25 protein-coding genes are annotated in these 18,590 nt (G+C 59.7%); 10 read left to right on the top strand and 15 right to left on the bottom strand.

The genetic code is table 11. The features are described 5' to 3' along the window. Positions 1–28 precede the first annotated feature (28 nt). The 4 genes from ACZ9BB_RS05495 to ggt all read right to left on the bottom strand — a co-directional run bounded on the left by ACZ9BB_RS05495 (position 29) and on the right by ggt (position 3,931). Positions 29–487, bottom strand: coding sequence for a GNAT family N-acetyltransferase (locus tag ACZ9BB_RS05495; protein WP_476212863.1), 459 nt, complete (start codon positions 485–487; stop codon positions 29–31). A 24-nt stretch (positions 488–511) separates the two neighbouring features. Then, positions 512–1,165 carry a peroxiredoxin gene (locus ACZ9BB_RS05490; RefSeq protein WP_476212862.1) on the bottom strand — a complete coding sequence of 218 codons (654 nt, stop codon included), beginning with the start codon at positions 1,163–1,165 and terminating at the stop codon, positions 512–514. Positions 1,166–1,421: 256 nt separating this feature from the next. Continuing rightward, positions 1,422–1,955, bottom strand: coding sequence for a cysteine hydrolase family protein (locus tag ACZ9BB_RS05485; protein WP_476212861.1), 534 nt, complete (start codon positions 1,953–1,955; stop codon positions 1,422–1,424). Between the two features lie 248 nt (positions 1,956–2,203). Further along, positions 2,204–3,931: a gamma-glutamyltransferase gene (ggt, locus tag ACZ9BB_RS05480; protein ID WP_476212860.1), complete on the bottom strand. Its 1,728-nt coding sequence runs from the start codon at positions 3,929–3,931 to the stop codon at positions 2,204–2,206. Positions 3,932–4,082: 151 nt separating this feature from the next. Between ggt and ACZ9BB_RS05475 the strand changes: the two genes are divergently transcribed. Continuing rightward, positions 4,083–4,598: a methylated-DNA--[protein]-cysteine S-methyltransferase gene (locus ACZ9BB_RS05475; protein WP_476218204.1), complete on the top strand. Its 516-nt coding sequence runs from the start codon at positions 4,083–4,085 to the stop codon at positions 4,596–4,598. A 145-nt stretch (positions 4,599–4,743) separates the two neighbouring features. Here the strand turns inward: ACZ9BB_RS05475 and ACZ9BB_RS05470 are convergent, their stop codons facing one another. The 6 genes from ACZ9BB_RS05470 to ACZ9BB_RS05445 form a co-directional block, all read right to left on the bottom strand. Then, positions 4,744–5,562: a helix-turn-helix transcriptional regulator gene (locus ACZ9BB_RS05470; RefSeq protein ID WP_476212859.1), complete on the bottom strand. Its 819-nt coding sequence runs from the start codon at positions 5,560–5,562 to the stop codon at positions 4,744–4,746. A 5-nt stretch (positions 5,563–5,567) separates the two neighbouring features. Further along, positions 5,568–6,107, bottom strand: a complete 540-nt coding sequence (locus ACZ9BB_RS05465; protein ID WP_476212858.1) for a kinase inhibitor — start codon at positions 6,105–6,107, stop codon at positions 5,568–5,570. 125 nt (positions 6,108–6,232) lie between these two features. Continuing rightward, the gene (locus tag ACZ9BB_RS05460; protein WP_476212857.1) at positions 6,233–6,826 is read right to left on the bottom strand and encodes an NUDIX domain-containing protein; all 594 of its coding nucleotides are present in this window, start codon (positions 6,824–6,826) and stop codon (positions 6,233–6,235) included. A 242-nt stretch (positions 6,827–7,068) separates the two neighbouring features. Beyond that, positions 7,069–7,311, bottom strand: a complete 243-nt coding sequence (locus tag ACZ9BB_RS05455; RefSeq protein WP_019580101.1) for a hypothetical protein — start codon at positions 7,309–7,311, stop codon at positions 7,069–7,071. A 12-nt stretch (positions 7,312–7,323) separates the two neighbouring features. Next, the gene (locus ACZ9BB_RS05450; protein ID WP_253419738.1) at positions 7,324–7,824 is read right to left on the bottom strand and encodes a hypothetical protein; all 501 of its coding nucleotides are present in this window, start codon (positions 7,822–7,824) and stop codon (positions 7,324–7,326) included. A 158-nt stretch (positions 7,825–7,982) separates the two neighbouring features. Further along, positions 7,983–8,420 (bottom strand): hemerythrin domain-containing protein, encoded by a 438-nt coding sequence (locus tag ACZ9BB_RS05445; protein WP_476212856.1) that lies wholly within the window; start codon positions 8,418–8,420, stop codon positions 7,983–7,985. A gap of 148 nt (positions 8,421–8,568) precedes the next feature. On the opposite strand from ACZ9BB_RS05445, the gene ACZ9BB_RS05440 reads away from it, so the two are divergent. Then, positions 8,569–9,000: a GNAT family N-acetyltransferase gene (locus ACZ9BB_RS05440; protein WP_476212855.1), complete on the top strand. Its 432-nt coding sequence runs from the start codon at positions 8,569–8,571 to the stop codon at positions 8,998–9,000. Between the two features lie 92 nt (positions 9,001–9,092). Here the strand turns inward: ACZ9BB_RS05440 and ACZ9BB_RS05435 are convergent, their stop codons facing one another. Continuing rightward, complete coding sequence (locus ACZ9BB_RS05435; RefSeq protein ID WP_476212854.1) at positions 9,093–9,443, bottom strand: hypothetical protein; 351 nt, start codon at positions 9,441–9,443, stop codon at positions 9,093–9,095. A gap of 162 nt (positions 9,444–9,605) precedes the next feature. On the opposite strand from ACZ9BB_RS05435, the gene ACZ9BB_RS05430 reads away from it, so the two are divergent. From ACZ9BB_RS05430 to ACZ9BB_RS05395, 8 genes are all read left to right on the top strand, one after another. Beyond that, the gene (locus tag ACZ9BB_RS05430; protein ID WP_007941139.1) at positions 9,606–9,854 is read left to right on the top strand and encodes a hypothetical protein; all 249 of its coding nucleotides are present in this window, start codon (positions 9,606–9,608) and stop codon (positions 9,852–9,854) included. 16 nt (positions 9,855–9,870) lie between these two features. Then, the gene (locus tag ACZ9BB_RS05425) at positions 9,871–10,200 is read left to right on the top strand and encodes a DUF6388 family protein (protein ID WP_476212853.1); all 330 of its coding nucleotides are present in this window, start codon (positions 9,871–9,873) and stop codon (positions 10,198–10,200) included. Positions 10,201–10,397: 197 nt separating this feature from the next. Then, the gene (tusD, locus tag ACZ9BB_RS05420; RefSeq protein WP_007904900.1) at positions 10,398–10,790 is read left to right on the top strand and encodes a sulfurtransferase complex subunit TusD; all 393 of its coding nucleotides are present in this window, start codon (positions 10,398–10,400) and stop codon (positions 10,788–10,790) included. A 1-nt stretch (position 10,791) separates the two neighbouring features. Further along, positions 10,792–11,154 carry a sulfurtransferase complex subunit TusC gene (tusC, locus tag ACZ9BB_RS05415; protein WP_192342638.1) on the top strand — a complete coding sequence of 121 codons (363 nt, stop codon included), beginning with the start codon at positions 10,792–10,794 and terminating at the stop codon, positions 11,152–11,154. Then, on the top strand, positions 11,154–11,447 hold the full coding sequence (tusB, locus tag ACZ9BB_RS05410; protein WP_476212852.1) for a sulfurtransferase complex subunit TusB: 294 nt from the start codon (positions 11,154–11,156) through the stop codon (positions 11,445–11,447). The genes tusC and tusB overlap by 1 nt, the downstream gene beginning before the upstream one ends. Continuing rightward, positions 11,444–11,779 (top strand): TusE/DsrC/DsvC family sulfur relay protein, encoded by a 336-nt coding sequence (locus ACZ9BB_RS05405; protein WP_476212851.1) that lies wholly within the window; start codon positions 11,444–11,446, stop codon positions 11,777–11,779. The genes tusB and ACZ9BB_RS05405 overlap by 4 nt, the downstream gene beginning before the upstream one ends. After that, on the top strand, positions 11,776–12,777 hold the full coding sequence (locus ACZ9BB_RS05400; protein WP_476212850.1) for a glycosyl transferase family protein: 1,002 nt from the start codon (positions 11,776–11,778) through the stop codon (positions 12,775–12,777). Before ACZ9BB_RS05405 ends, ACZ9BB_RS05400 begins: the two co-directional genes overlap by 4 nt. A 90-nt stretch (positions 12,778–12,867) precedes the next feature. Beyond that, positions 12,868–13,869: a glutathione S-transferase family protein gene (locus tag ACZ9BB_RS05395; protein ID WP_476212849.1), complete on the top strand. Its 1,002-nt coding sequence runs from the start codon at positions 12,868–12,870 to the stop codon at positions 13,867–13,869. Positions 13,870–14,053: 184 nt separating this feature from the next. Here ACZ9BB_RS05395 and cysG read toward each other — a convergent pair whose 3' ends face one another. From cysG to ACZ9BB_RS05375, 4 genes are read right to left on the bottom strand one after another with little or no spacing between them, the layout of a single operon-like run. Continuing rightward, a complete protein-coding gene (gene cysG / locus ACZ9BB_RS05390) occupies positions 14,054–15,448 on the bottom strand; it encodes a siroheme synthase CysG (protein ID WP_476212848.1) in 1,395 nt (464 codons plus the stop codon). Continuing rightward, on the bottom strand, positions 15,449–16,729 hold the full coding sequence (gene serS / locus ACZ9BB_RS05385) for a serine--tRNA ligase (RefSeq protein WP_476212847.1): 1,281 nt from the start codon (positions 16,727–16,729) through the stop codon (positions 15,449–15,451). 15 nt (positions 16,730–16,744) lie between these two features. Further along, entirely contained in the window at positions 16,745–17,119 is a 375-nt protein-coding gene (crcB, locus tag ACZ9BB_RS05380) for a fluoride efflux transporter CrcB (RefSeq protein WP_007941127.1), read from the bottom strand. Then, the gene (locus tag ACZ9BB_RS05375) at positions 17,119–18,441 is read right to left on the bottom strand and encodes a replication-associated recombination protein A (RefSeq protein ID WP_476212846.1); all 1,323 of its coding nucleotides are present in this window, start codon (positions 18,439–18,441) and stop codon (positions 17,119–17,121) included. Before ACZ9BB_RS05375 ends, crcB begins: the two co-directional genes overlap by 1 nt. Positions 18,442–18,590: the final 149 nt, after the last annotated feature.

Below are 18,590 nucleotides of genomic sequence, written 5' to 3'. Positions count from 1 at the left end.
CTTGCGTAAAAAATGGCTGGCCCTTGGGTCAGCCCTGTTTCAAGTCGAGACAGTAGGTGTAGTAACCCGTATCGCGCACATAACCCAATGACTCATACAACCGTTGCGCGGCGTGATTGTCCGTGGCCGTTTCCAGCACCATGCCCTTGGCGCCGGTCAACAGCGCGAAGGCTCGGGCGGTGTTCATCAGCAACGTCCCTACCCCTCTGCCTCGGGCGGCAGGTGTGGTGAAGAGGTCGTTGAGCAGCCAGGTGCGATGGGCGTCGATAGAGGAGAACGTCGGGTACAACTGGACAAAGCCAAGCGCTTCGCCCGTGGAGTCCTCGGCGAGGAAAATCGCCGATTCGTCCCTGGCGATGCGCTCGGCGATGAAATCGCGGGACTGCATCAGGTTCGAGGGTTGGCCGTAGAAGCCTCGGTAGGCGTCGAAAAGACTGGCAACTTTGTCAATGTGGGCTGCATCAACGCGCAGGATCTGGACGGCCATGTATGTACTCGCTAAACGGATGAGTTACTTCGGTTGCGCCACCGTGCGCAAATAGGGTTTCAGCGTCTTGAAGCCATCGGGATATTTCTTCCTGGCGTCTTCATCGGAGACCGAAGTGGGAATGATGACATCTTCACCCGGACGCCAGTTCACCGGGGTGGCGACGGTGTGCTTGGCGTTCAACTGCAGCGAATCGAGCAGACGCAACACTTCATCGAAGTTACGCCCGGCGCTCATTGGGTAGATCAGCATCGCCTTGACCTTCTTGTCCGGGCCGATGATGAACACTGAACGCACGGTGGCGTTGTCCACGGCAGTCCGTGCGCCGCCACTGGCATTCGGATGAATCATGTCATAGAGCTTCGCCACCACCAGATTCTCGTCGCCGATCATGGGGTAGTTGACCGCATGCCCCTGGGTCTCTTCGATGTCTTTGGCCCAGGTCTTATGGTTACTGACAGGGTCGACGCTGAGCCCGACGATCTTGGTGTTGCGCTTATCGAACTCCGGCTTGAGCCCTGCCATGTAGCCAAGCTCAGTGGTGCACACCGGGGTGAAATCCTTGGGGTGCGAGAACAGAATCGCCCACTTGTCACCGATCCACTCATGGAAATGCAGCGTGCCTTCGGTGCTTTCGGCAGTAAAGTCCGGTGCTTCGTCGCCAATACGGATTGCCATGTTCGTTCTCCTTACTATTGAGTCGTAGGGAAGCCGCCGGAACGCTGGCTGCTGTTCCGGCGGCATTCGGTGTCTGTGTTGAATCGTCAACGCGGATCAGTATAGGAGACGCTTGAGGACCCGGTAGTTAACCGCGCACCCGTCCTGCCCCCCTTGATGACCGGGCATTCAAGCCTGCGAACTGCGCTCGACCGACACCGCAAGCGCAAATGTCCTGGCCAGGGCAGGTTGGCGCCGAGCGGGGTTGGCGCTGTTTTCAGAGTTTGATTTCTCTGACCGGCATCACGTCGATCCGCGCCACGGAGCCGGTCAGGTGCGCCAGATCCTTGTTGTGTTCGGCGATGATGTCTTCGGCGCTCATCGTGCCGTTGTCGACAGTGGAATGGGCGTCGGCCACCAGCACGACGTCGTAGCCCAATTGATGCGCCTGGCGAACGGTGGCGTTAACGCAGTAGTCGGTTTGCAGGCCGCAGATGATCAGGCGGTCGGTGTCCAGCTTTTGCAGTTGTTCATGCAAGTGAGTCTGGTAGAACGAATCCGGGGTGGTCTTGCGCACGCGCAGGTCTTGGGAGGACGTTTTCAGATCGTCGGCCAGTTGCCAGCCTTCGGCGCCGTATTGCATCAGGCCGCCCTCTTCTTCGTGCTGGATCAGGATGACCGGGATGTTGGCGGTTCGGGCTCTGGTGCTAAGGCCGTTGATGGTTTCGATGACGCGCTGGATGTCGAAGCATTCATACTCGCCGATGCACAGCCCGCGTTGGACGTCGATGATCAGGAGTGCAGTACTCATGGCTTCCTTCCTTGATAAGTCGGTGGCTCGGAGACGGATTTCAACTCCCTTCTTGTAGCAGCTGTCGAGCTTGCGAGGCTGCGTTCGAGCGCGAAGCGGTCGCCATATCAGCGAATGCGGTTTGCCCTAATGAACGCGGCTAACCGACTTTACGACTGCTACGCAGCCGAACGCAGCCTCGCGGGCTCGGCAGCTGCTACGCGGGATCGGGGCCACCCGGGAGTTCAGGTGGCCGGTGATCTCCTGTTTCAGTAACCGAGTGACAACCCGGTATTGCGCCGTGGATCGTTCGCCCCATAGAAGCGGTTCTTGCCCACCGGTTTGCCTTCCAGCGAAGGCGCCCCTACCAGAATAGCCGCGATGTGGTTCGGATCCTGCGGCCCTGCAAACTTATGACCCCAACTTTCGAGCATCTTCTTCGTGTCCGGACTAACGGCGAAGTTTTCCAGGTTGGTTTCTTCCGGCAGCCACTGCTGATGGAAACGCGGCGCATCTACCGCTTCCTGGATGTTCATGCCGTAGTCGATCACGTTGAGAATGGTCAGCAGGGTCGCGGTGATGATGCGGCTGCCGCCGGGAGTGCCGACCACCATGACGACTTTGCCGTCCTTGGTGACGATGGTCGGGCTCATGGACGACAGCGGCGCCTTGCCGGGCGCGATGGCATTGGCCTCCCCTTGCACCAGGCCGTACATGTTCGGCACGCCGATTTTCGAGGTAAAGTCGTCCATTTCATCGTTGAGGATGACCCCGGTTTTGCTCGCCATGACACCGGCGCCGAACCAGTCGTTGAGGGTGTAGGTTACCGACACCGCGTTGCCCCATTTATCGACGATCGAGTAATGGGTGGTGTTGCTGCCTTCATGGGGCGCTACGCCGGGTTTGATCTCGCGGGACACGCCGGCCTTTTGCGGATCGATGACTTCGCGGATTTTGGTCGCGTAGTTTTTATCCAGCAAATGGGCGATCGGGTTTTTCACGAAGTCCGGGTCGCCGAGGTAGCTGTTGCGGTCCACATACGCGTGGCGCATCGCTTCGATCTGGTAATGCATGGCCTGAGCCGAGCGGTAGCCCAGGTCTTTCATCGGGTAGCCGTCGAGGATGTTCATGATCTCGCAGATCACCACGCCACCGGAGCTTGGCGGTGGCGCCGAGACCACATGATAGCCACGGTAATCGCACTCAATCGGGGCCAGTTCACGGGTCTGGTATTTGTCGAGGTCGGCCTGGGTGATGATGCCCTTGTTGGCCTGGCTGGAAGTGACGATGGCGTCGGCCACCCAGCCTTTATAGAAACCGTCGGCGCCCTTCTCGGAAATTTCCCGCAGGGTTTTGCTCAAGTCTTTTTGTACGAGTTTCTGGCCGACCTGCATCGGTTCGCCATTGCTCAGGAAGATCGAGCCCGAGTCGCGCATGTCTTTCTTGAAGACGTCGGTGGCGTACTCCAGCAAGTCGACATCGCCCTGCTCCAGCACAAAACCGTCTTCGGCAAGCTTGATCGCCGGGGCGATCACTTCCTTGCGGGGTTTGGTACCGTATTTCTTCAGGGCCAGTTCCATGCCCGAAACGGTGCCCGGCACGCCAACGGCAAGATGGCCGCGGGTGCTCAGGTCCGGGATGACGTTGCCCGCTTTGTCGAGGTACATGTCGGGGGTCGCGGCCAGCGGGGCTTTTTCACGGAAATCGAGGAAGGTCTTGCGCCCGTCCGCCAATTGAATCGTCATGAAACCGCCGCCACCCAGGTTACCCGCCGCGGGGTACACCACCGCCAGCGCGTAACCCACCGCAACGGCGGCATCGACGGCATTGCCACCACTCTTGAGGACATCGACACCGACATGGCTGGCCAGATGTTGGGCGGTGACGACCATGCCGTTTTCGGCCGCGACCGGGGCGACGGAGGCCGCGTGGGCCGTCAGGCAGCTCAGCGCCAGTGTGGTGGCAATGAGCGATTTGGCAAAAGGTTCGAACTTCATGAGCAGGTCTCTTTTTTGTTTTCAGGCTCTGTACAAAAACAGAGGAGCGCTTCAAAAGCAGAGGCAAGTATGGCTGGGATTGCGTATTGCGCCTCCCCGTCCAGGCAGTATGCTTGCCCCCCTGTTCAGCCTGTTTTCGGAGTTCGCCGGCATGAGTTATACCTTCACCACGATGGCGTCCCCGGTCGGCGAGTTGAAGCTGGTCGCGAACGGTTCAAGACTGGCGGCCATCCTCTGGGAAAATGACAAGCCGAACCGCGTACGGCTCGGGCCGATGAATGAAGCGGCGGACAACCCGATTCTGGTGCGTACGGTTCAACAGTTGCAGGAGTACTTTGCCGGCACGCGCAATCATTTCGAGCTGGAACTGGATTTCGCCGGGACTGAGTTTCAGAAGAAGGTGTGGCAGGCGCTGCTGACCATTCCGTTTGGCGAGACGCGTAGCTATAGCGAGATCGCCGAACAGATCGGTAATCCAGGTGCGGTCCGGGCCGTGGGTGCGGCGAATGGCAAGAACCCGATTTCGATTGTCGCGCCTTGCCATCGGGTGATCGGTGCATCAGGAAAACTGACGGGGTTCGCTGGGGGGCTTGAGGCGAAAGAGCGCTTGCTGACGCTGGAAGGTTGCCAATGGTCGGGCGCCAGCAGGATGGATGATTTGTTTTGAGCTAATGAGCCCTTGTGGCGAGGGAGCTTGCTCCCGCTCCAGTGCGTAGCGCTGGCAAAATTTTCGACAAGGGACGTTTCACGGCCAGCGCGAGCAAGTTCGCTCGCCACAGAACGTACAGTTTCAAAAAGCTCACAGGAATTGCCTAGATCGTCGCCCGCAACTCCCGTGGCGACAGGCCATAGTGTGAGCGAAAGCGCACCGCAAAACGTGAGGCCGAGGCGTAGCCGCTGGCACCGGCAATTTCACCGATGGGGCGCGAAGTGGTTTGCAACCATTGCAGCGCTGTTGCCAGCCGAACGTTTTCCAGAATATTCCTGAAACTGCTCCCCTCATTGGCCAGTTGGCGACGCAATGTCGACTCCCCCAGGTTCAAGTGTTGTGCGACATCCGCAACCGTCCAGTCTCTCTGCGGGCTGCTCATTATCAGCTGCTGCACACGTTCGCCCAGTGGATCGTTGCGATCCATCAGCAGCGGTCCGGCCAGGCCGCCAAGGCCCAGGCTCAGAAGCACCGCTTCCCCGTAGTGTGTGCGTAGCGCATCCGGAGCGTCCGCATTGATCGCGGCCAACAACTGATCCCATGCCTGCATGGTATGCCTGTCCAGAGGGACACATAGATCGGTCTTCAAGGCACGATGGCGACTCATGATCTGCTGACCATATCGGGTGCTGAAGTTACGCAATGTCGAACCGGGAAAGGTCACCACATCGGCAATGTAGTGACCGTGAAGACCAGGGAAGTTCGAGATGCCAAGTTCGCGCCCGGCCGGCATCAGAATCAGATGTTGCGGCCCGGCACGCATCTGCCGGTCATCCCATTGCAGCAGTTTTTCCCCCTGTCGCACTCGACACAAGGTGGTAGCGAATATCGGCACCCGCTGCAATGTATGGGGCTGTCGCGCCCGTATGACACACGCATCGATAATGTTTTCCCGGTGCTGTATGCCGACACAAGGGCGCATTGTTCTTAACGTCCGTAAGTTGAAGTGATGGTCGCTTTGGCCAAGGCGTTGGCATTGAGCATATAGCCCACCAAGGCTCCGCTGGCCTGGTTGTCGAGCGGTAGCTTATCGACTTTCAACGCCCATACGGTGAATTGATAGCGATGGGGCTTGTCGCCTGCAGGCGGGCAAGCCCCGCCGAAGCCCGATTGACCATAATCGGTTCGCCCTTGCACTGCGCCGGCAGGCAGGTTCGAGCCAACCCCTCTCGGCAAACTGCTGGTCGAAGCGGGCAAGTTGACCACCGTCCAATGCCACCAGCCGCTGCCGGTCGGGGCATCGGGATCGTAAACCGTGATTGCGTAACTTTTAGTCCCCGCCGGGGCATTGCTCCAGGACAGTTCGGGCGACGTATTCCCGCCTTCGCAACCGAAACCCTGGAACACCTCACGGCTGGTCAGCGGGCGGTTTTCAGCAATATCCTGGCTCTTCAGCGAGAACTCGGCGGCGTGTCCAGTGAGCACGACGCCCATGGACAATGCGGATAGGATAATTCTGATGTTCATCGTGACCTCATCTGAGTGTTGGCATGAGGCACGAGTCTAGAGAGGGCACAGGGTGATTACTGTGCCGAAATGCTCGACCATTGTGCCTGAACGCTCTCTCGACTCAGAACCCCATCCAAGCCTGCTCAAACCGGCCCGAAGATATTTTTCATCGCCGCATACTGCAGCAGCATGATGGTCTTGGCATCGCAGATTTCCCCGCGATAAAACGCCGCCAGCGCCTCGTCGAACGTCCACTCCAGCACTTCCAGTTCTTCGGTTTCTTCTTCCAGCCCGCCGCCATCGCTGACTTTCGAAGACGCGTCGTACTCGGCCATGAAGAAATGCAGCTTCTCCGTCACCGAACCGGGGCTCATGTAGGCCTCGAAAACCTTCTGCACATGGTGCACGCGATAGCCGGTTTCTTCTTCGGCTTCAGCACGAATGCGCTCTTCAGGCGCAACGCCTTCCAGCAGCCCGGCAGCCACTTCAATCAACAAACCATCGTGGCCATTGACGAACACCGGCAAGCGAAACTGGCGAGTCAGCACGACGGTTTTCTTTTCGCGGTTAAACAGCAGGATCGCCGCGCCATTGCCCCGGTCGTAGACCTCACGAGCCTGACGCTGCCATTCGCCATTGTTGCGCAAGTAATCGAAAGTGATTTTCTTCAGCAGATACCAGTCGTGGGACAGCACCTGAGACTCGATGATGTTGACCCGCTCGGCTGTGTTCGACATGACAATCCATCCCTATTTTCGTCAGAAGGCGTCCATGTTAGGCGAAAACAGAAAAACCCGGCGACTGTCGTAATGCTGTGCACTCAAGAGAACCTTGAGCCAGAGAAACCTGTGGCGAGGGAGCTTGCTCCCGCTGGGCTGCGTAGCGGCCCCAAAAATCTGACAACCATTGCGATTTTTGTGAGCGCTACGCACTCAAGCGGGAGTAAGGTATCCGTCCGGTCAACACACCTTCCTGACCTTCAGCCAATCTGCTCGAACCGCCGCCTGGTCACGAACAGCCCCGCGCCCACCGGCACGGCAAGGACCGACATCAATCCCAAGTCAAAGCCCAGCAACTGGGTCTGGCTCACTGCAACGCAGCCGATTGCGCCTGCCACCACCAGCGTCACCCCTAGCCACTTGCGCAGCGGGTACGGCTTAAGAAACCGATCAAGTAGAAAGGCCAGCGCCACAACGATGACCGTCTGGGTAATTTCGGACATGTGCAGCCCCACTCAGGTCTTGATGATCAGGGATTCGGAAGAGCGCTGTGGGCCAATCCCACCATTGACCTGCGCCTGGATGCTGACGATTACGTCGCCAGCATGGTAGGTGGGCAGAGCGTCATTGACGTACGAGCGCACACCCGCCGTTACAACAGTACCTGCGGCGACACTGCCTGCAGGTCCGGCTAAACCGCCCACAGTACCGGCAGCGCCACCGAAGGCGGAGGCGGCCAGGTTGGCGATCTTGGTGCGTTGGGCATTGAGGGCATCGCCCTGTTGCCGGGTCAGCGGCTTGGAGATGCCGATCATCATCACGCACGGCAGGCTCTTGGCCTGCATCTTGTCGTACACCTCGACGACCTTGCTGTTGACCTCATAGTGGGCGCTTTTCGCCTCGCCAAAATGCAGCTCGCGCAGGCGTCCGCGCTCGCTGTCGGTGAGGGTGATCTGCGAGACGTTGAAGACGATCCCGTGAGTGCCCATGTATTGGAAAGTCCCTTCGAACTTCATCCCGCGCATCCTTTCGAGGCAAAGATGGCGATTCTCTACAAGGAGCGCATTGGATTCAAATCATTTCACCTTGCCGGCAAGGTGTATTGGCTCCCTCGCCACAAGTTCTTACTGACTCAAGACTCTCTTGAGTGAACCGCATTGCGGCGCTTTTATCCTCAGGAAAGTTGCGCCTTGTATTCTTTCTGATACTCCCCGGCGAGGGTTTCTTTCTGTTGGTCGTCGAGTAACTTGCCGGCCATCTGAAAGAACTTCTGCTCCTCCTCTTTGAGGTGGTGATGGACCTTCTCCGAGAGTTTTTTCGCCGTTGTCAACCAGGACGGACTGGACATTTCGGTGGCATCCAGCGTTTCCATCATCTCGTCCATTTCGTGGTGTTCGGAGATAGCGTGGCGGCTAAGATCCACGCCGTTGTCGAACTCCATCAGCGGGATGTAGAAATGGCGTTCTTCAGCGGTTGCGTGGGCCTGAAGCTCGGATTTGAGCCGTTTGTAAGCCTCGACCCGTTCCGGGGTGTCGCCACTGGTTTGAATCAGTGCATCGGCATAGCGGCGCTGACGGTCGTGGCTTTCGCGCAAGGCTTCAAAAATGTTCACGGGCTGCCCTCAATGACTGCTTTCAACAACGATGCTGTTCACGCTAGACATTCCCGGAGCCCCGGGGGTTCCTTGGGCTTCGGGGGGATAGAACAATCGCCGCAACCGGGATAGGCTCCGTGTTCACTGCCATAAGGATGTGTTGCCTATGACTCTGCGAATCGAATTGTCGAAAAATGCCACTCCGGAGGAGCGCGAGGCGATCCTCACACCACTGCGCGCCTACAACGCCGCAAAGGCCGGGGCCACGGTGTCGGAGCAGATTGCTTTGCTGGTACGCAATGACAGCGACGAGATTCTCGGCGGGCTCTACGGCCGAGTGTTTTTCCAGTGGTTTTTCATTGAGTTGTTGTCGGTGCCGGAGCAAGCCCGGGGACAAGGCATGGGCTCGAAGCTGATGGAAATGGCCGAAGACCTGGCGCGGGAAAAGGAATGCATCGGGATCTGGCTGGACACCTTCGACTTCCAGGCGCCGGAGTTCTACAAGAAGCACGGCTACAGCGAGCTAGGGCACATTGCCGACTACCCGCCGGGCCACAAGCGCTTCTTTTTCCAGAAGCGCCTGGCGAACGACGCCTAATTTTGTGGGAGCAACCCCATTTATGTGATCGACACCGGACAATTGTGGGAGCGAGCCTGCTCGCTCCCACAGGGGCGGTGCATGGCCCATGCTCAGAGGCAGGTCGCCAACGCTGCCAACCGGCGCTTGGCCACGAAGTCGTCATGCTGGGCGTAATAGCTCAAGGCCGTGCCTGACGCATCACTGGTCACGTCCACGAAGGATTCGGCCGAACGGGTGTAGACCGTCGAACCGCCCTTCTTGCCCGGCTGCAAATACGCACCCGCATCAACGCCGAACACCGCCTCGTCCTGCCAGGCAAATTGCACGCACTGGGCGACGACTTTTTCCGGTTTGTCCGAGGTCAGGGTTTTGTAAGGGGTTTTGTTGCGGGCGTCGTTCATCGCCGATCCGGCGCAGCCCGCCAGCACGATTGCGGCCAGCGCCACCATCAGAATTCGCATTGCGTTCGCTCATCAGGAAAAAGCGGACTGTACCATCGTGGCGCGGCGTATCGTTCTGCTTTACTTCATTTATACCGCGACACCGCGCAACGATTCGCGCACCCTGTCGCGCCATTAACGCCGAATCGCCCATTTCTCCGGGCCCATTTTTCTGGAAAGGCCATGACCCCCAATGCCGAGTTCTACAAACCTTCCACCGACTATGCCGACAAGCTGATCAGCCAGATCGGTCAGACGCCGGCCTGGATCGCCAAGCGAATTGGCGTCACCGACAAACGGATTCGTTACATTCTCGACGGTGAAAGAACCGTCAAAGGCGAAACCACGCCCATCCAGATGACCTATACCGAGCAATTTGCCCTCGAGTGTCTGGCCGCGGCTGCCAAGGCCAGCAAAAAGCAGTCTTCGTAATTCCCAAGGAGTGACCATGGCGGCAACCGAACAGCAACACGAGCAGGCGCTGAAGAAGTTTCTCGACGAGCGTCCTGAGCTGCGTTCCGAGCTCGACAACCTCAATCCCCTGCTCGCCCAGGCCAGGGGCGAAACGGTGGCGCAGTACCGCGAAGAGCGCTTGCATGAAGCGTTCGAGGCCGAGGCTGAGCGCCTGGGTTTGTTTGCTTGGGAGCTGACGCTGCAACTGACCGCCGCCACGCCTGAGGATTACCAGGCCCAACGCATGGAAGTGCACAAGGAAGTCGCGCAGATGGCCGGCATGAAATGGCTGGAGTATTGCGAGTTATATGGGTTGACCAAGTAATCATCGCTGCTCAAGGAAGCCGGTGCGCTGGGGTTGCTGTCGCTGAAGATTCCGCGGCGCTGGCAGTTGGGTAACATGCCGCGCTGAATCTTGTATTGACTGCCCGCGATGGCCACGACTCGGTCCGCAGTAAACGCCCTTCGCCGCCCCGCCGATAAAGCTTTATCATGACCGCAGTTTTGCTGATCGAGTCCGTCATGAAGTTCGCCATTGCGCTGTTTTCCGCCGCCCATGCGCCCTCCTCGCGCCGTGCCTTGCTGTTCGCCCAGGCCGCGCTGGCTGGCGGGCATGAGATTGTCCGGCTGTTTTTCTATCAGGATGGCGTCTATAACGCGTCCGCCAGCGTGGTCACGCCTCAGGACGAGCAGGATTTGCCCAAGCAGTGGCGCAACTTTGTCACCGAGCATCAACTCGATGGCGTGGTCTGCATCGCCGCCGCCCTGCGTCGCGGGGTGCTGAACGAGGAAGAAGCCCAGCGTTATCAGCGTGAGGCGGTAGCGGTGGGCGCGCCGTGGGAATTGTCCGGCCTTGGCCAGTTGCATGACGCGGTGCAGGATGCTGACCGTCTGATTTGTTTCGGAGGCGCGTGAAATGGCCAAGTCCTTGCTGATTATCAGCCGTCAGGCGCCATGGTCTGGGCCTAATGCGCGCGAAGCACTGGACATCGTGCTGGCTGGCGGTGCCTTCGATCTGCCGATCGGCCTGCTGTTTCTCGATGACGGCGTGTTTCAGCTCGCCAATGAACAGAACGCCAAGGCCCTGCAACAGAAAGACCTGAGCGCCAACCTGCAAGCCTTGCCGATGTTTGGCGTCGAAGACCTGTTCGTCTGCGGCGAAAGCGCCGCGACCCGTGGTCTGGACCCCGAAAACCTGTCACTTGAAGAAGCCCAGGTGCTGACCGCCCAGGAAATCACCGCCCTTATTGACCGTTACGACCAGGTGATCACCCTCTGATGTCGACTTTGCATGTGTTGTCTCATTCCCCTTTTGGCGATGAACGTCTGAGCAGTTGCCTGCGCGTGATCGGCGCCAACGATGCGCTGCTGCTCAGTGGCGATGCGGCCTATGCCTTGCAGCCAGGCACCGCGCCGTTCAGCGCGCTGCACGCTCGCAACCTGAAACTGTTCGTACTGGCCGAAGATGCTCAAGCACGGGCACTGCAAGTCCCGGACTGGGCCGAGGCCATCGACTACCCGGCCTTCGTTGAGCTGTCGATTCACTATGACAAGGTCAACAGTTGGCTATGAAATCCCTGACCGTTGGCGCCCGCGCCATTGAACTGGACAAGGACGGTTTTCTGGTCGAACTGAGCGACTGGTCGACCGAGGTGGCCGCCGCCCTCGCAGCCGCCGAAGACATCGAGTTGAGCCCGGAACATTGGGAGATCCTCGAACTGCTGCGCCGTTTCTACGACGAATTCCAGCTGTCTCCGGCCACCCGCCCGCTGATCAAGTACACCGCATTGAAACTCGGCCCCGACAAGGGCAACAGCCTGCACCTGAACCGACTGTTCAAAGGCACCCCTGCCAAACTCGCCGCGAAACTGGCGGGCCTGCCCAAACCGACGAATTGCTTATGACCGACCATCCAGCGCTGACCCTCGAAACGCCCGCCGAGCATCCGTTCGCCCAGTTCGTGCGGATCCTTGGCAAGGGCAAACGCGGTGCCCGCAACCTGACCCGCGAGGAAGCCCGTGAAGCCATGGGCCTATTGCTCGACGACAAAGTCGAAGACACCCAGCTCGGTGCCTTCCTGATGCTGTTGCGGCACAAGGAAGAAAGCGCCGAGGAAATGGCCGGGTTCGCCGAAGCCGTGCGTGAACGCCTGAATCCGCCAGCGCTGGCGGTTGATCTGGACTGGCCGACTTATGCGGGCAAGAAGCGTCACTTGCCGTGGTACCTGCTGGCGGCCAAGTGCCTGGCGCAGAACGGCGTGCGTATTTTCATGCATGGCGGTGGCGCGCACACGGCGGGTCGGCTGTACAGCGAACAACTGCTCGAGACGCTGAACATTCCACTGTGCCGCAACTGGCAGCAGGTCGAGGCGGCGCTCGATCAGGGCAGTCTGGCATTCATGCCATTGGTGGATTGGGCCCCGCAGCTTCAGCGGATGATCGACTTGCGCAACACCTTGGGCCTGCGCTCGCCGATCCATTCCCTGGCGCGAATTCTGAATCCGTTGGGCACCCGTTGCGGCCTGCAGAGCATTTTCCACCCTGGCTATCAGGCCGTACATCGCGAGGCCAGCGGTTTGCTCGGCGACACTGCCATCGTCATCAAGGGCGATGGCGGTGAAATCGAGATCAACCCGGACGCCGACAGCCACCTGTATGGCACCACTGGCGGCGAAAGCTGGGATGAAGAATGGCCACAGCTGTCGACCCAGCGCCATGTCAAACCGGCCAGCCTGGAACCGGAGCATTTGAAAGCCGTGTGGCGTGGCGACGTGGTCGACAGCTACCCGCAAATGGCGTTGATCTCGACCATGGCCCTGGCCTTGCGCGGCCTCGGCCAGACTCGTGAGCAAGCATTCGAAACCGCCCAGCAATACTGGGACGCCCGGGACCGATCGATTTAACCGATCATTAACGCCTAACCTTTGCGCTTTTTGTTCGAACCTATGCGCATAGACTCCTCTCCAACGCTTATAGGTTGAGGAGTCACGAAAATGGGTTTGCTAGTCGAGGGCCGCTGGCAGGATCAGTGGTACACAAGCGGCAAGGACGGATCGTTCCAGCGTGAACAGGCGCAGCGGCGCCACTGGTTGACCGCCGATGGCAGGCCAGGCCCGACTGGCGTCGGTGGCTTTGCGGCCGAGGCTGGTCGCTATCATCTCTACGTGTCCCTCGCCTGCCCGTGGGCCCATCGCACGCTGATCCTGCGCAAACTCAAAGGCCTCGAAAACCTGATCGACGTATCGGTGGTCAGCTTTCTGATGCTGGAGAACGGTTGGACCTTCGACAAGGCTCACGGCTCGACCGGCGACACGCTTGGCGATCTGAAATTTCTGCATCAGCGCTATACCACCGATACCGCCGACTACACCGGTCGCGTCACGGTGCCGGTGCTATGGGATAAACAGACAAATCGCATCGTCAACAATGAATCGGCGGAGATCATCCGCATGTTCAACAGCGCGTTCGATGAGTTGACCGGCAACGACCTGGATTTCTACCCGGCGCCATTGCGGACCGAGATCGATGCGCTGAACGAGCGGATTTATCCAACGGTGAACAACGGCGTCTATCGCGCCGGGTTCGCCACCTCGCAGCAGGCTTATGAAGCAGCGTTCGATGAGTTGTTTGCTGAGCTGGATCAGCTGGAGCAACTGCTGGGTGCCAATCGTTACCTGACGGGTGAATACCTGACAGAAGCCGACATCAGGCTATTCACTACCCTGATTCGCTTTGATGCGGTGTATTACGGCCACTTCAAATGCAATCTGCGGCGGATTGCCGATTATCCGAACCTGTCGAACTGGCTACGGGAGATTTATCAGTGGCCGGGGATTGCCGAGACGGTGGATTTCACCCACATCAAAAACCACTATTACGGCAGTCACAAGACCATCAATCCGACCGGGCTTGTGCCGAAAGGGCCGGAGCAGGATTTCACCGCGACTCATGATCGGGAGCGGTTGAGCGGGAAAGGGGTTTGGCGCAAGGCCTGACGGAACACTGAAACCTGAAAATGATCACGATCAACTGTGGCGAGGGGGCTTGCCCCCGTTCGACTGCGAAGCAGTTGCAAACCGGCGGACGCGGACTTTCAGTAAGACCCCGTTCGACGCTTTTAGGGCCGCTGCGCGCCCCAACGGGGCGATGCGGCGTCCCGACAAGCCCCCTCGCCACAAGTCAGACCTGCCCCTGAGCCCCTTCGAACCACGCCAGTTTCTCGCGCAGTTGCACCACTTCCCCAACGATCACCAGCGTCGGCGCATGCACTTCATGCTCCGCCACCAGCCGTGGAAGGTCGGCCAGCGTGCCGGTAAACACCCGCTGATTGACCGTGGTGCCCTGCTGGATCAACGCCGCCGGGGTATCAGCCGCGCGACCGTGCTTGATCAACTGCTCGCAGATGATCGGCAGGCCCACCAGCCCCATGTAAAACACCAGGGTTTGTGCCGGCGCGACCAGGTCGGCCCACGGCAAATCGGTGGAACCGTCCTTCAAGTGCCCGGTGACAAACCGTACCGACTGCGCGTAATCGCGGTGAGTCAGCGGAATCCCGGCATACGCCGCGCAACCGCTGGCGGCGGTGATGCCCGGTACGACCTGGAACGGGATGCCATGGGCCGCCAGTTCTTCGATCTCTTCGCCACCGCGCCCGAAGATAAACGGATCGCCGCCCTTCAACCGCACCACGCGCTTGCCGGCCTTGGCCAGATCCACCAAATGCTGGTTGATCTGCTCTTGAGGCACGGCGTGATCGGCGCGGCGCTTGCCGACGTAGACTCGCTCTGCATCGCGACGGCACAAATCCAGAATCGCCGGCGCCACCAAGCGGTCATACAGCACCACATCGGCTTGCTGCATCAGCCGCAAGGCGCGGAAGGTCAACAGATCGGGATCACCCGGGCCAGCGCCTACCAAATAGACTTCGCCAGTGGCTACAGGTGCTTCACCGTTGATCTTGGCCAGCATCAAGCGCTCGGCTTCGGCGCCCTGCCCGGCCAGTTGGCGGTCGGCAATTGGCCCCTGGAAGACATCCTCCCAGAATGCCCGACGCTGCTGCACATCCGGAAACAGGCCTTTGACCTGAGTGCGAAAACGCGCCGCCAGACCGGCCAGTTGACCGTAGGTGGAGGGAATCCAGGTTTCCAGCTTGGCGCGAATCAACCGCGCCAGCACCGGCGCATCACCACCGCTGGACACGGCAATGATCAACGGAGAACGGTCGACGATCGCCGGGAAGATCACACTGCACAGGGCCGGTGCGTCCACCACGTTGACCGGCACGCAACGCCGATGGGCATCGGCGGAGACTTGCGCGTTCAGCGGTTCGTCGTCGGTGGCGGCGATGATCAGCCCGCAACCGTCCAGATCCGCCTCAACGTAGCCACGCACCAGGCACTCGCCGCCGCTGCCGACCACCAGTTCGCGCAGTTGCGGTTCGATTTCAGGCGCGACCACCCGCAGCAGCGCACCGGCTTCGGCCAGCAGGCGGGATTTGCGCAAGGCAATCTCCCCCCCACCGACGACCAACACACGACTGCCGCGAAGGTTATGAAACAGCGGCAGATAGTCCATTTAGCCGATGACCTCAAGACCACCCATGTACGGCTTGAGTACCTCAGGCACACGGATCGAACCGTCGGCCTGCTGGTAGTTTTCCAGCACCGCCACCAGGGTACGCCCGACCGCCAGGCCGGAACCGTTCAGGGTGTGAACCAGCTCAGGCTTGCCGGTTTCCGGGTTGCGGAAACGCGCTTGCATGCGCCGGGCCTGGAAATCGCCACAGTTGGAGCACGACGAAATCTCGCGGTACTTGTCCTGGCTCGGAATCCACACTTCCAGGTCGTAGGTCTTGACCGCGCTGAAGCCCATGTCGCCAGTGCACAGCGCCAGGGTGCGGTATGGCAGCTCCAGCAGTTGCAGGACTTTCTCGGCGTTGGCGGTCAGGTTTTCCAGCGCTTGCATCGAGGTCGACGGCTCAACGATCTGGACCATCTCGACTTTGTCGAACTGGTGCTGACGGATCATCCCGCGCGTATCGCGACCCGACGCACCGGCCTCGCTGCGGAAACACGGCGTGTGCGCCACGAACTTGATCGGCAGCAGTTTCGAATCGACGATTTCGCCAGCGACGATATTGGTCAGCGACACTTCAGCGGTCGGGATCAGGTACAGATCGGCTTCGCCATCGCGGCTGATCTTGAACAGGTCTTCTTCGAACTTCGGCAACTGACCGGTGCCTTGCAGGGCCGGCGCTTGTACCAGATAAGGCGTGTAAGCCTCTTCGTAACCGTGTTCGTTGATGTGCAGGTTGATCATGAACTGCGCCAGGGCACGGTGCAGACGGGCGATCGGACCGCGCAGCAGGGCGAAACGGGCGCCGGACAATTTGGCGGCGGTTTCGAAATCCAGCCAGCCGAATTTCTCGCCCAGGGCCACGTGGTCCTGAACCGGGAATTCGAAGGCCTTCGGCGTGCCCCAACGGCGCACTTCAACGTTGCCTTCTTCGTCATCGCCGATCGGCACCGATTCGTGCGGCAGGTTCGGAATGCCCAGCAGGATCGAATCCAGTTCGGTCTGGATCGCGTCCAGCTCGAGTTTACCGGCGCTCAACTCACCCGCCATGCGCTCGACGTCGGCCATCAGCGGCGCGATGTCTTCGCCGCGCTGCTTGGCCTGACCGATGGACTTGGAGCGCGCGTTACGTTCAGCCTGCAGTGCTTCGGTGCGGGTCTGGACGGTCTTGCGCTGTTCTTCCAGCGCTTCGATGCGTGCAACATCGAGCTTATAGCCACGGGATGCCAGGCGGTCCGCTACGTCCTGAAGGTTGCTACGTAACAGTTTGGAATCGAGCATGTCGGTTTCTCGTTATCAAAGTTTGGTCAAGGACAGGCCAGCCCAGGTGGCGAGCAGCCCGCCGAATACGCTGATGGCCGCATAGCCCAGGGCCAGCGGCACTTGCCCGGTTTCCAGCAGGCGCACCGTATCCAGTGAAAAGGATGAAAAAGTCGTGAGCCCCCCGAGGAAGCCGACGATCAACCCGGCGCGCACCGCAAACGATACCTCCGGGCGAATCAAAAACAGGCCGTATAGAACGCCGATCAGCAAACAGCCCACGATATTAACGGCCAGCGTCGCGGTATAGAAGTGCCGCGGCCAATTCGCATTGATCCAGTTACCGGTGGCGAAGCGCAACAGCGTACCGGCGACACCGCCGACGGAAACCGCAACAATCAAGGGAATCACTATTTTCTCCGCTGTCGGGGGCTTAGACGGTCAAGCTGCGCAAGGTGGTTAAGCTTTTCGCCGATCTTGAGCTCCAGGCCGCGAGGCACCGGCTGATAGAAATGTAGCGGTTCAAGTTCTTCGGGGAAGTAATCTTCGCCAGCGGCATAAGCGTCCGGTTCATCGTGGGCATAACGGTATTCGTCACCATAGCCCAATTGCTTCATCAATTTGGTCGGCGCATTGCGCAGGTGCAGTGGCACTTCGAGCGAACCGTGTTCGGTGGCACTGCGCATCGCGGCTTTGAAGCCCATGTACACCGCATTACTTTTCGGCGCGCAGGCCAGATAGGTAATGGCCTGGGCCACCGCCAATTCACCTTCGGGGCTGCCGAGGCGCTCCTGCACTTCCCACGCGGCCAGGCACAGGCTCAGGGCGCGGGGATCGGCGTTGCCGATGTCTTCGCTGGCCATGCGCACCACGCGCCGGGCCAGGTACAGCGGGTCGCAACCACCGTCGATCATCCGCGCGAACCAGTACAGCGCACCATCGGGATTGGAGCCGCGCACCGATTTATGCAGCGCGGAGATCTGGTCGTAGAAGGCTTCGCCACCCTTGTCGAAGCGCCGACGGGTATCGCCAAGCAGGCTTTGCAGCAGGTCGACGCCGATTTCGCTGTTGTCTTCGGCCAGGTCCGAGGCGTTTTCCAGCAGGTTGAGCAGGCGCCGGCCATCACCATCGGCGGCGGACAAGAGCATTTGGAAGCCTTCATCGCTGAGGCTCAGTTGCCGCTTGCCCAGCCCGCGCTCTTCGGTCAGCGCGCGATGCACCAGTTTGCGCAGGGCCGCTTCGTCGAGGCTTTTGAGCACATAGACGCGAGCCCGGGACAGGAGCGCGTTATTGAGTTCGAACGAGGGGTTTTCCGTGGTCGCGCCGATGAAAATCAGCGTGCCATCTTCAACATACGGCAGAAACGCATCCTGCTGGGACTTGTTGAAGCGATGCACTTCGTCGACGAACAGGATGGTGCGTCTGCCGTACTGCCCGGCCTGCTGCTTGGCGACTTCCACCGCCTGACGAATCTCTTTGACCCCGGCCAGCACCGCCGAAACCGTTTCGAAGTGCGCATCGGAGACTTCCGCGAGCAGCCGCGCCAACGTGGTTTTACCCACTCCCGGCGGTCCCCAGAAAATCATCGAGTGCAGGGCACCCTGCTCCAGGGCTTCGCGCAGAGGCTTGCCGCGAGCGAGCAGGTGTTCCTGACCGACGTACTCGTCCAGATTGGCCGCACGTAAACGGGCGGCCAAGGGCTGAGCAATCGGGGCACTGCGAAACAGGTCCATCACTTAGCGTTGAAACCTCGGGTTAATACAACTCTCTTAAGCCTGCTGGAAACCTGTGGCGAGGGGGCTTGCCCCCGTTCGGCTGCGAAGCAGTCGTCAAACCATCGCTCGCGGTATGCCTGATATACCGCAATAGCAGGTTTTGGGGC

It is taken from the genome of Pseudomonas sp. TE3552 (assembly GCF_056278945.1).
The sequence above is the reverse complement of the archived record's forward strand: the minus strand, read 5'-3'. Positions and strand labels throughout refer to the sequence as shown.

Coding starts and splice junctions, on each gene's coding strand:
- ACZ9BB_RS05495 (WP_476212863.1), bottom strand. CDS start 487: ATGGCCGTCCAGATCCTGCGCGTTGATGCAGCCCACATTGACAAAGTT.
- ACZ9BB_RS05490 (WP_476212862.1), bottom strand. CDS start 1,165: ATGGCAATCCGTATTGGCGACGAAGCACCGGACTTTACTGCCGAAAGC.
- ACZ9BB_RS05485 (WP_476212861.1), bottom strand. CDS start 1,955: ATGAGTACTGCACTCCTGATCATCGACGTCCAACGCGGGCTGTGCATC.
- ggt (WP_476212860.1), bottom strand. CDS start 3,931: ATGAAGTTCGAACCTTTTGCCAAATCGCTCATTGCCACCACACTGGCG.
- ACZ9BB_RS05475 (WP_476218204.1), top strand. CDS start 4,083: ATGAGTTATACCTTCACCACGATGGCGTCCCCGGTCGGCGAGTTGAAG.
- ACZ9BB_RS05470 (WP_476212859.1), bottom strand. CDS start 5,562: ATGCGCCCTTGTGTCGGCATACAGCACCGGGAAAACATTATCGATGCG.
- ACZ9BB_RS05465 (WP_476212858.1), bottom strand. CDS start 6,107: ATGAACATCAGAATTATCCTATCCGCATTGTCCATGGGCGTCGTGCTC.
- ACZ9BB_RS05460 (WP_476212857.1), bottom strand. CDS start 6,826: ATGTCGAACACAGCCGAGCGGGTCAACATCATCGAGTCTCAGGTGCTG.
- ACZ9BB_RS05455 (WP_019580101.1), bottom strand. CDS start 7,311: ATGTCCGAAATTACCCAGACGGTCATCGTTGTGGCGCTGGCCTTTCTA.
- ACZ9BB_RS05450 (WP_253419738.1), bottom strand. CDS start 7,824: ATGAAGTTCGAAGGGACTTTCCAATACATGGGCACTCACGGGATCGTC.
- ACZ9BB_RS05440 (WP_476212855.1), top strand. CDS start 8,569: ATGACTCTGCGAATCGAATTGTCGAAAAATGCCACTCCGGAGGAGCGC.
- ACZ9BB_RS05435 (WP_476212854.1), bottom strand. CDS start 9,443: ATGCGAATTCTGATGGTGGCGCTGGCCGCAATCGTGCTGGCGGGCTGC.
- ACZ9BB_RS05430 (WP_007941139.1), top strand. CDS start 9,606: ATGACCCCCAATGCCGAGTTCTACAAACCTTCCACCGACTATGCCGAC.
- ACZ9BB_RS05425 (WP_476212853.1), top strand. CDS start 9,871: ATGGCGGCAACCGAACAGCAACACGAGCAGGCGCTGAAGAAGTTTCTC.
- tusD (WP_007904900.1), top strand. CDS start 10,398: ATGAAGTTCGCCATTGCGCTGTTTTCCGCCGCCCATGCGCCCTCCTCG.
- tusC (WP_192342638.1), top strand. CDS start 10,792: ATGGCCAAGTCCTTGCTGATTATCAGCCGTCAGGCGCCATGGTCTGGG.
- tusB (WP_476212852.1), top strand. CDS start 11,154: ATGTCGACTTTGCATGTGTTGTCTCATTCCCCTTTTGGCGATGAACGT.
- ACZ9BB_RS05405 (WP_476212851.1), top strand. CDS start 11,444: ATGAAATCCCTGACCGTTGGCGCCCGCGCCATTGAACTGGACAAGGAC.
- ACZ9BB_RS05400 (WP_476212850.1), top strand. CDS start 11,776: ATGACCGACCATCCAGCGCTGACCCTCGAAACGCCCGCCGAGCATCCG.
- ACZ9BB_RS05395 (WP_476212849.1), top strand. CDS start 12,868: ATGGGTTTGCTAGTCGAGGGCCGCTGGCAGGATCAGTGGTACACAAGC.
- cysG (WP_476212848.1), bottom strand. CDS start 15,448: ATGGACTATCTGCCGCTGTTTCATAACCTTCGCGGCAGTCGTGTGTTG.
- serS (WP_476212847.1), bottom strand. CDS start 16,729: ATGCTCGATTCCAAACTGTTACGTAGCAACCTTCAGGACGTAGCGGAC.
- ACZ9BB_RS05375 (WP_476212846.1), bottom strand. CDS start 18,441: ATGGACCTGTTTCGCAGTGCCCCGATTGCTCAGCCCTTGGCCGCCCGT.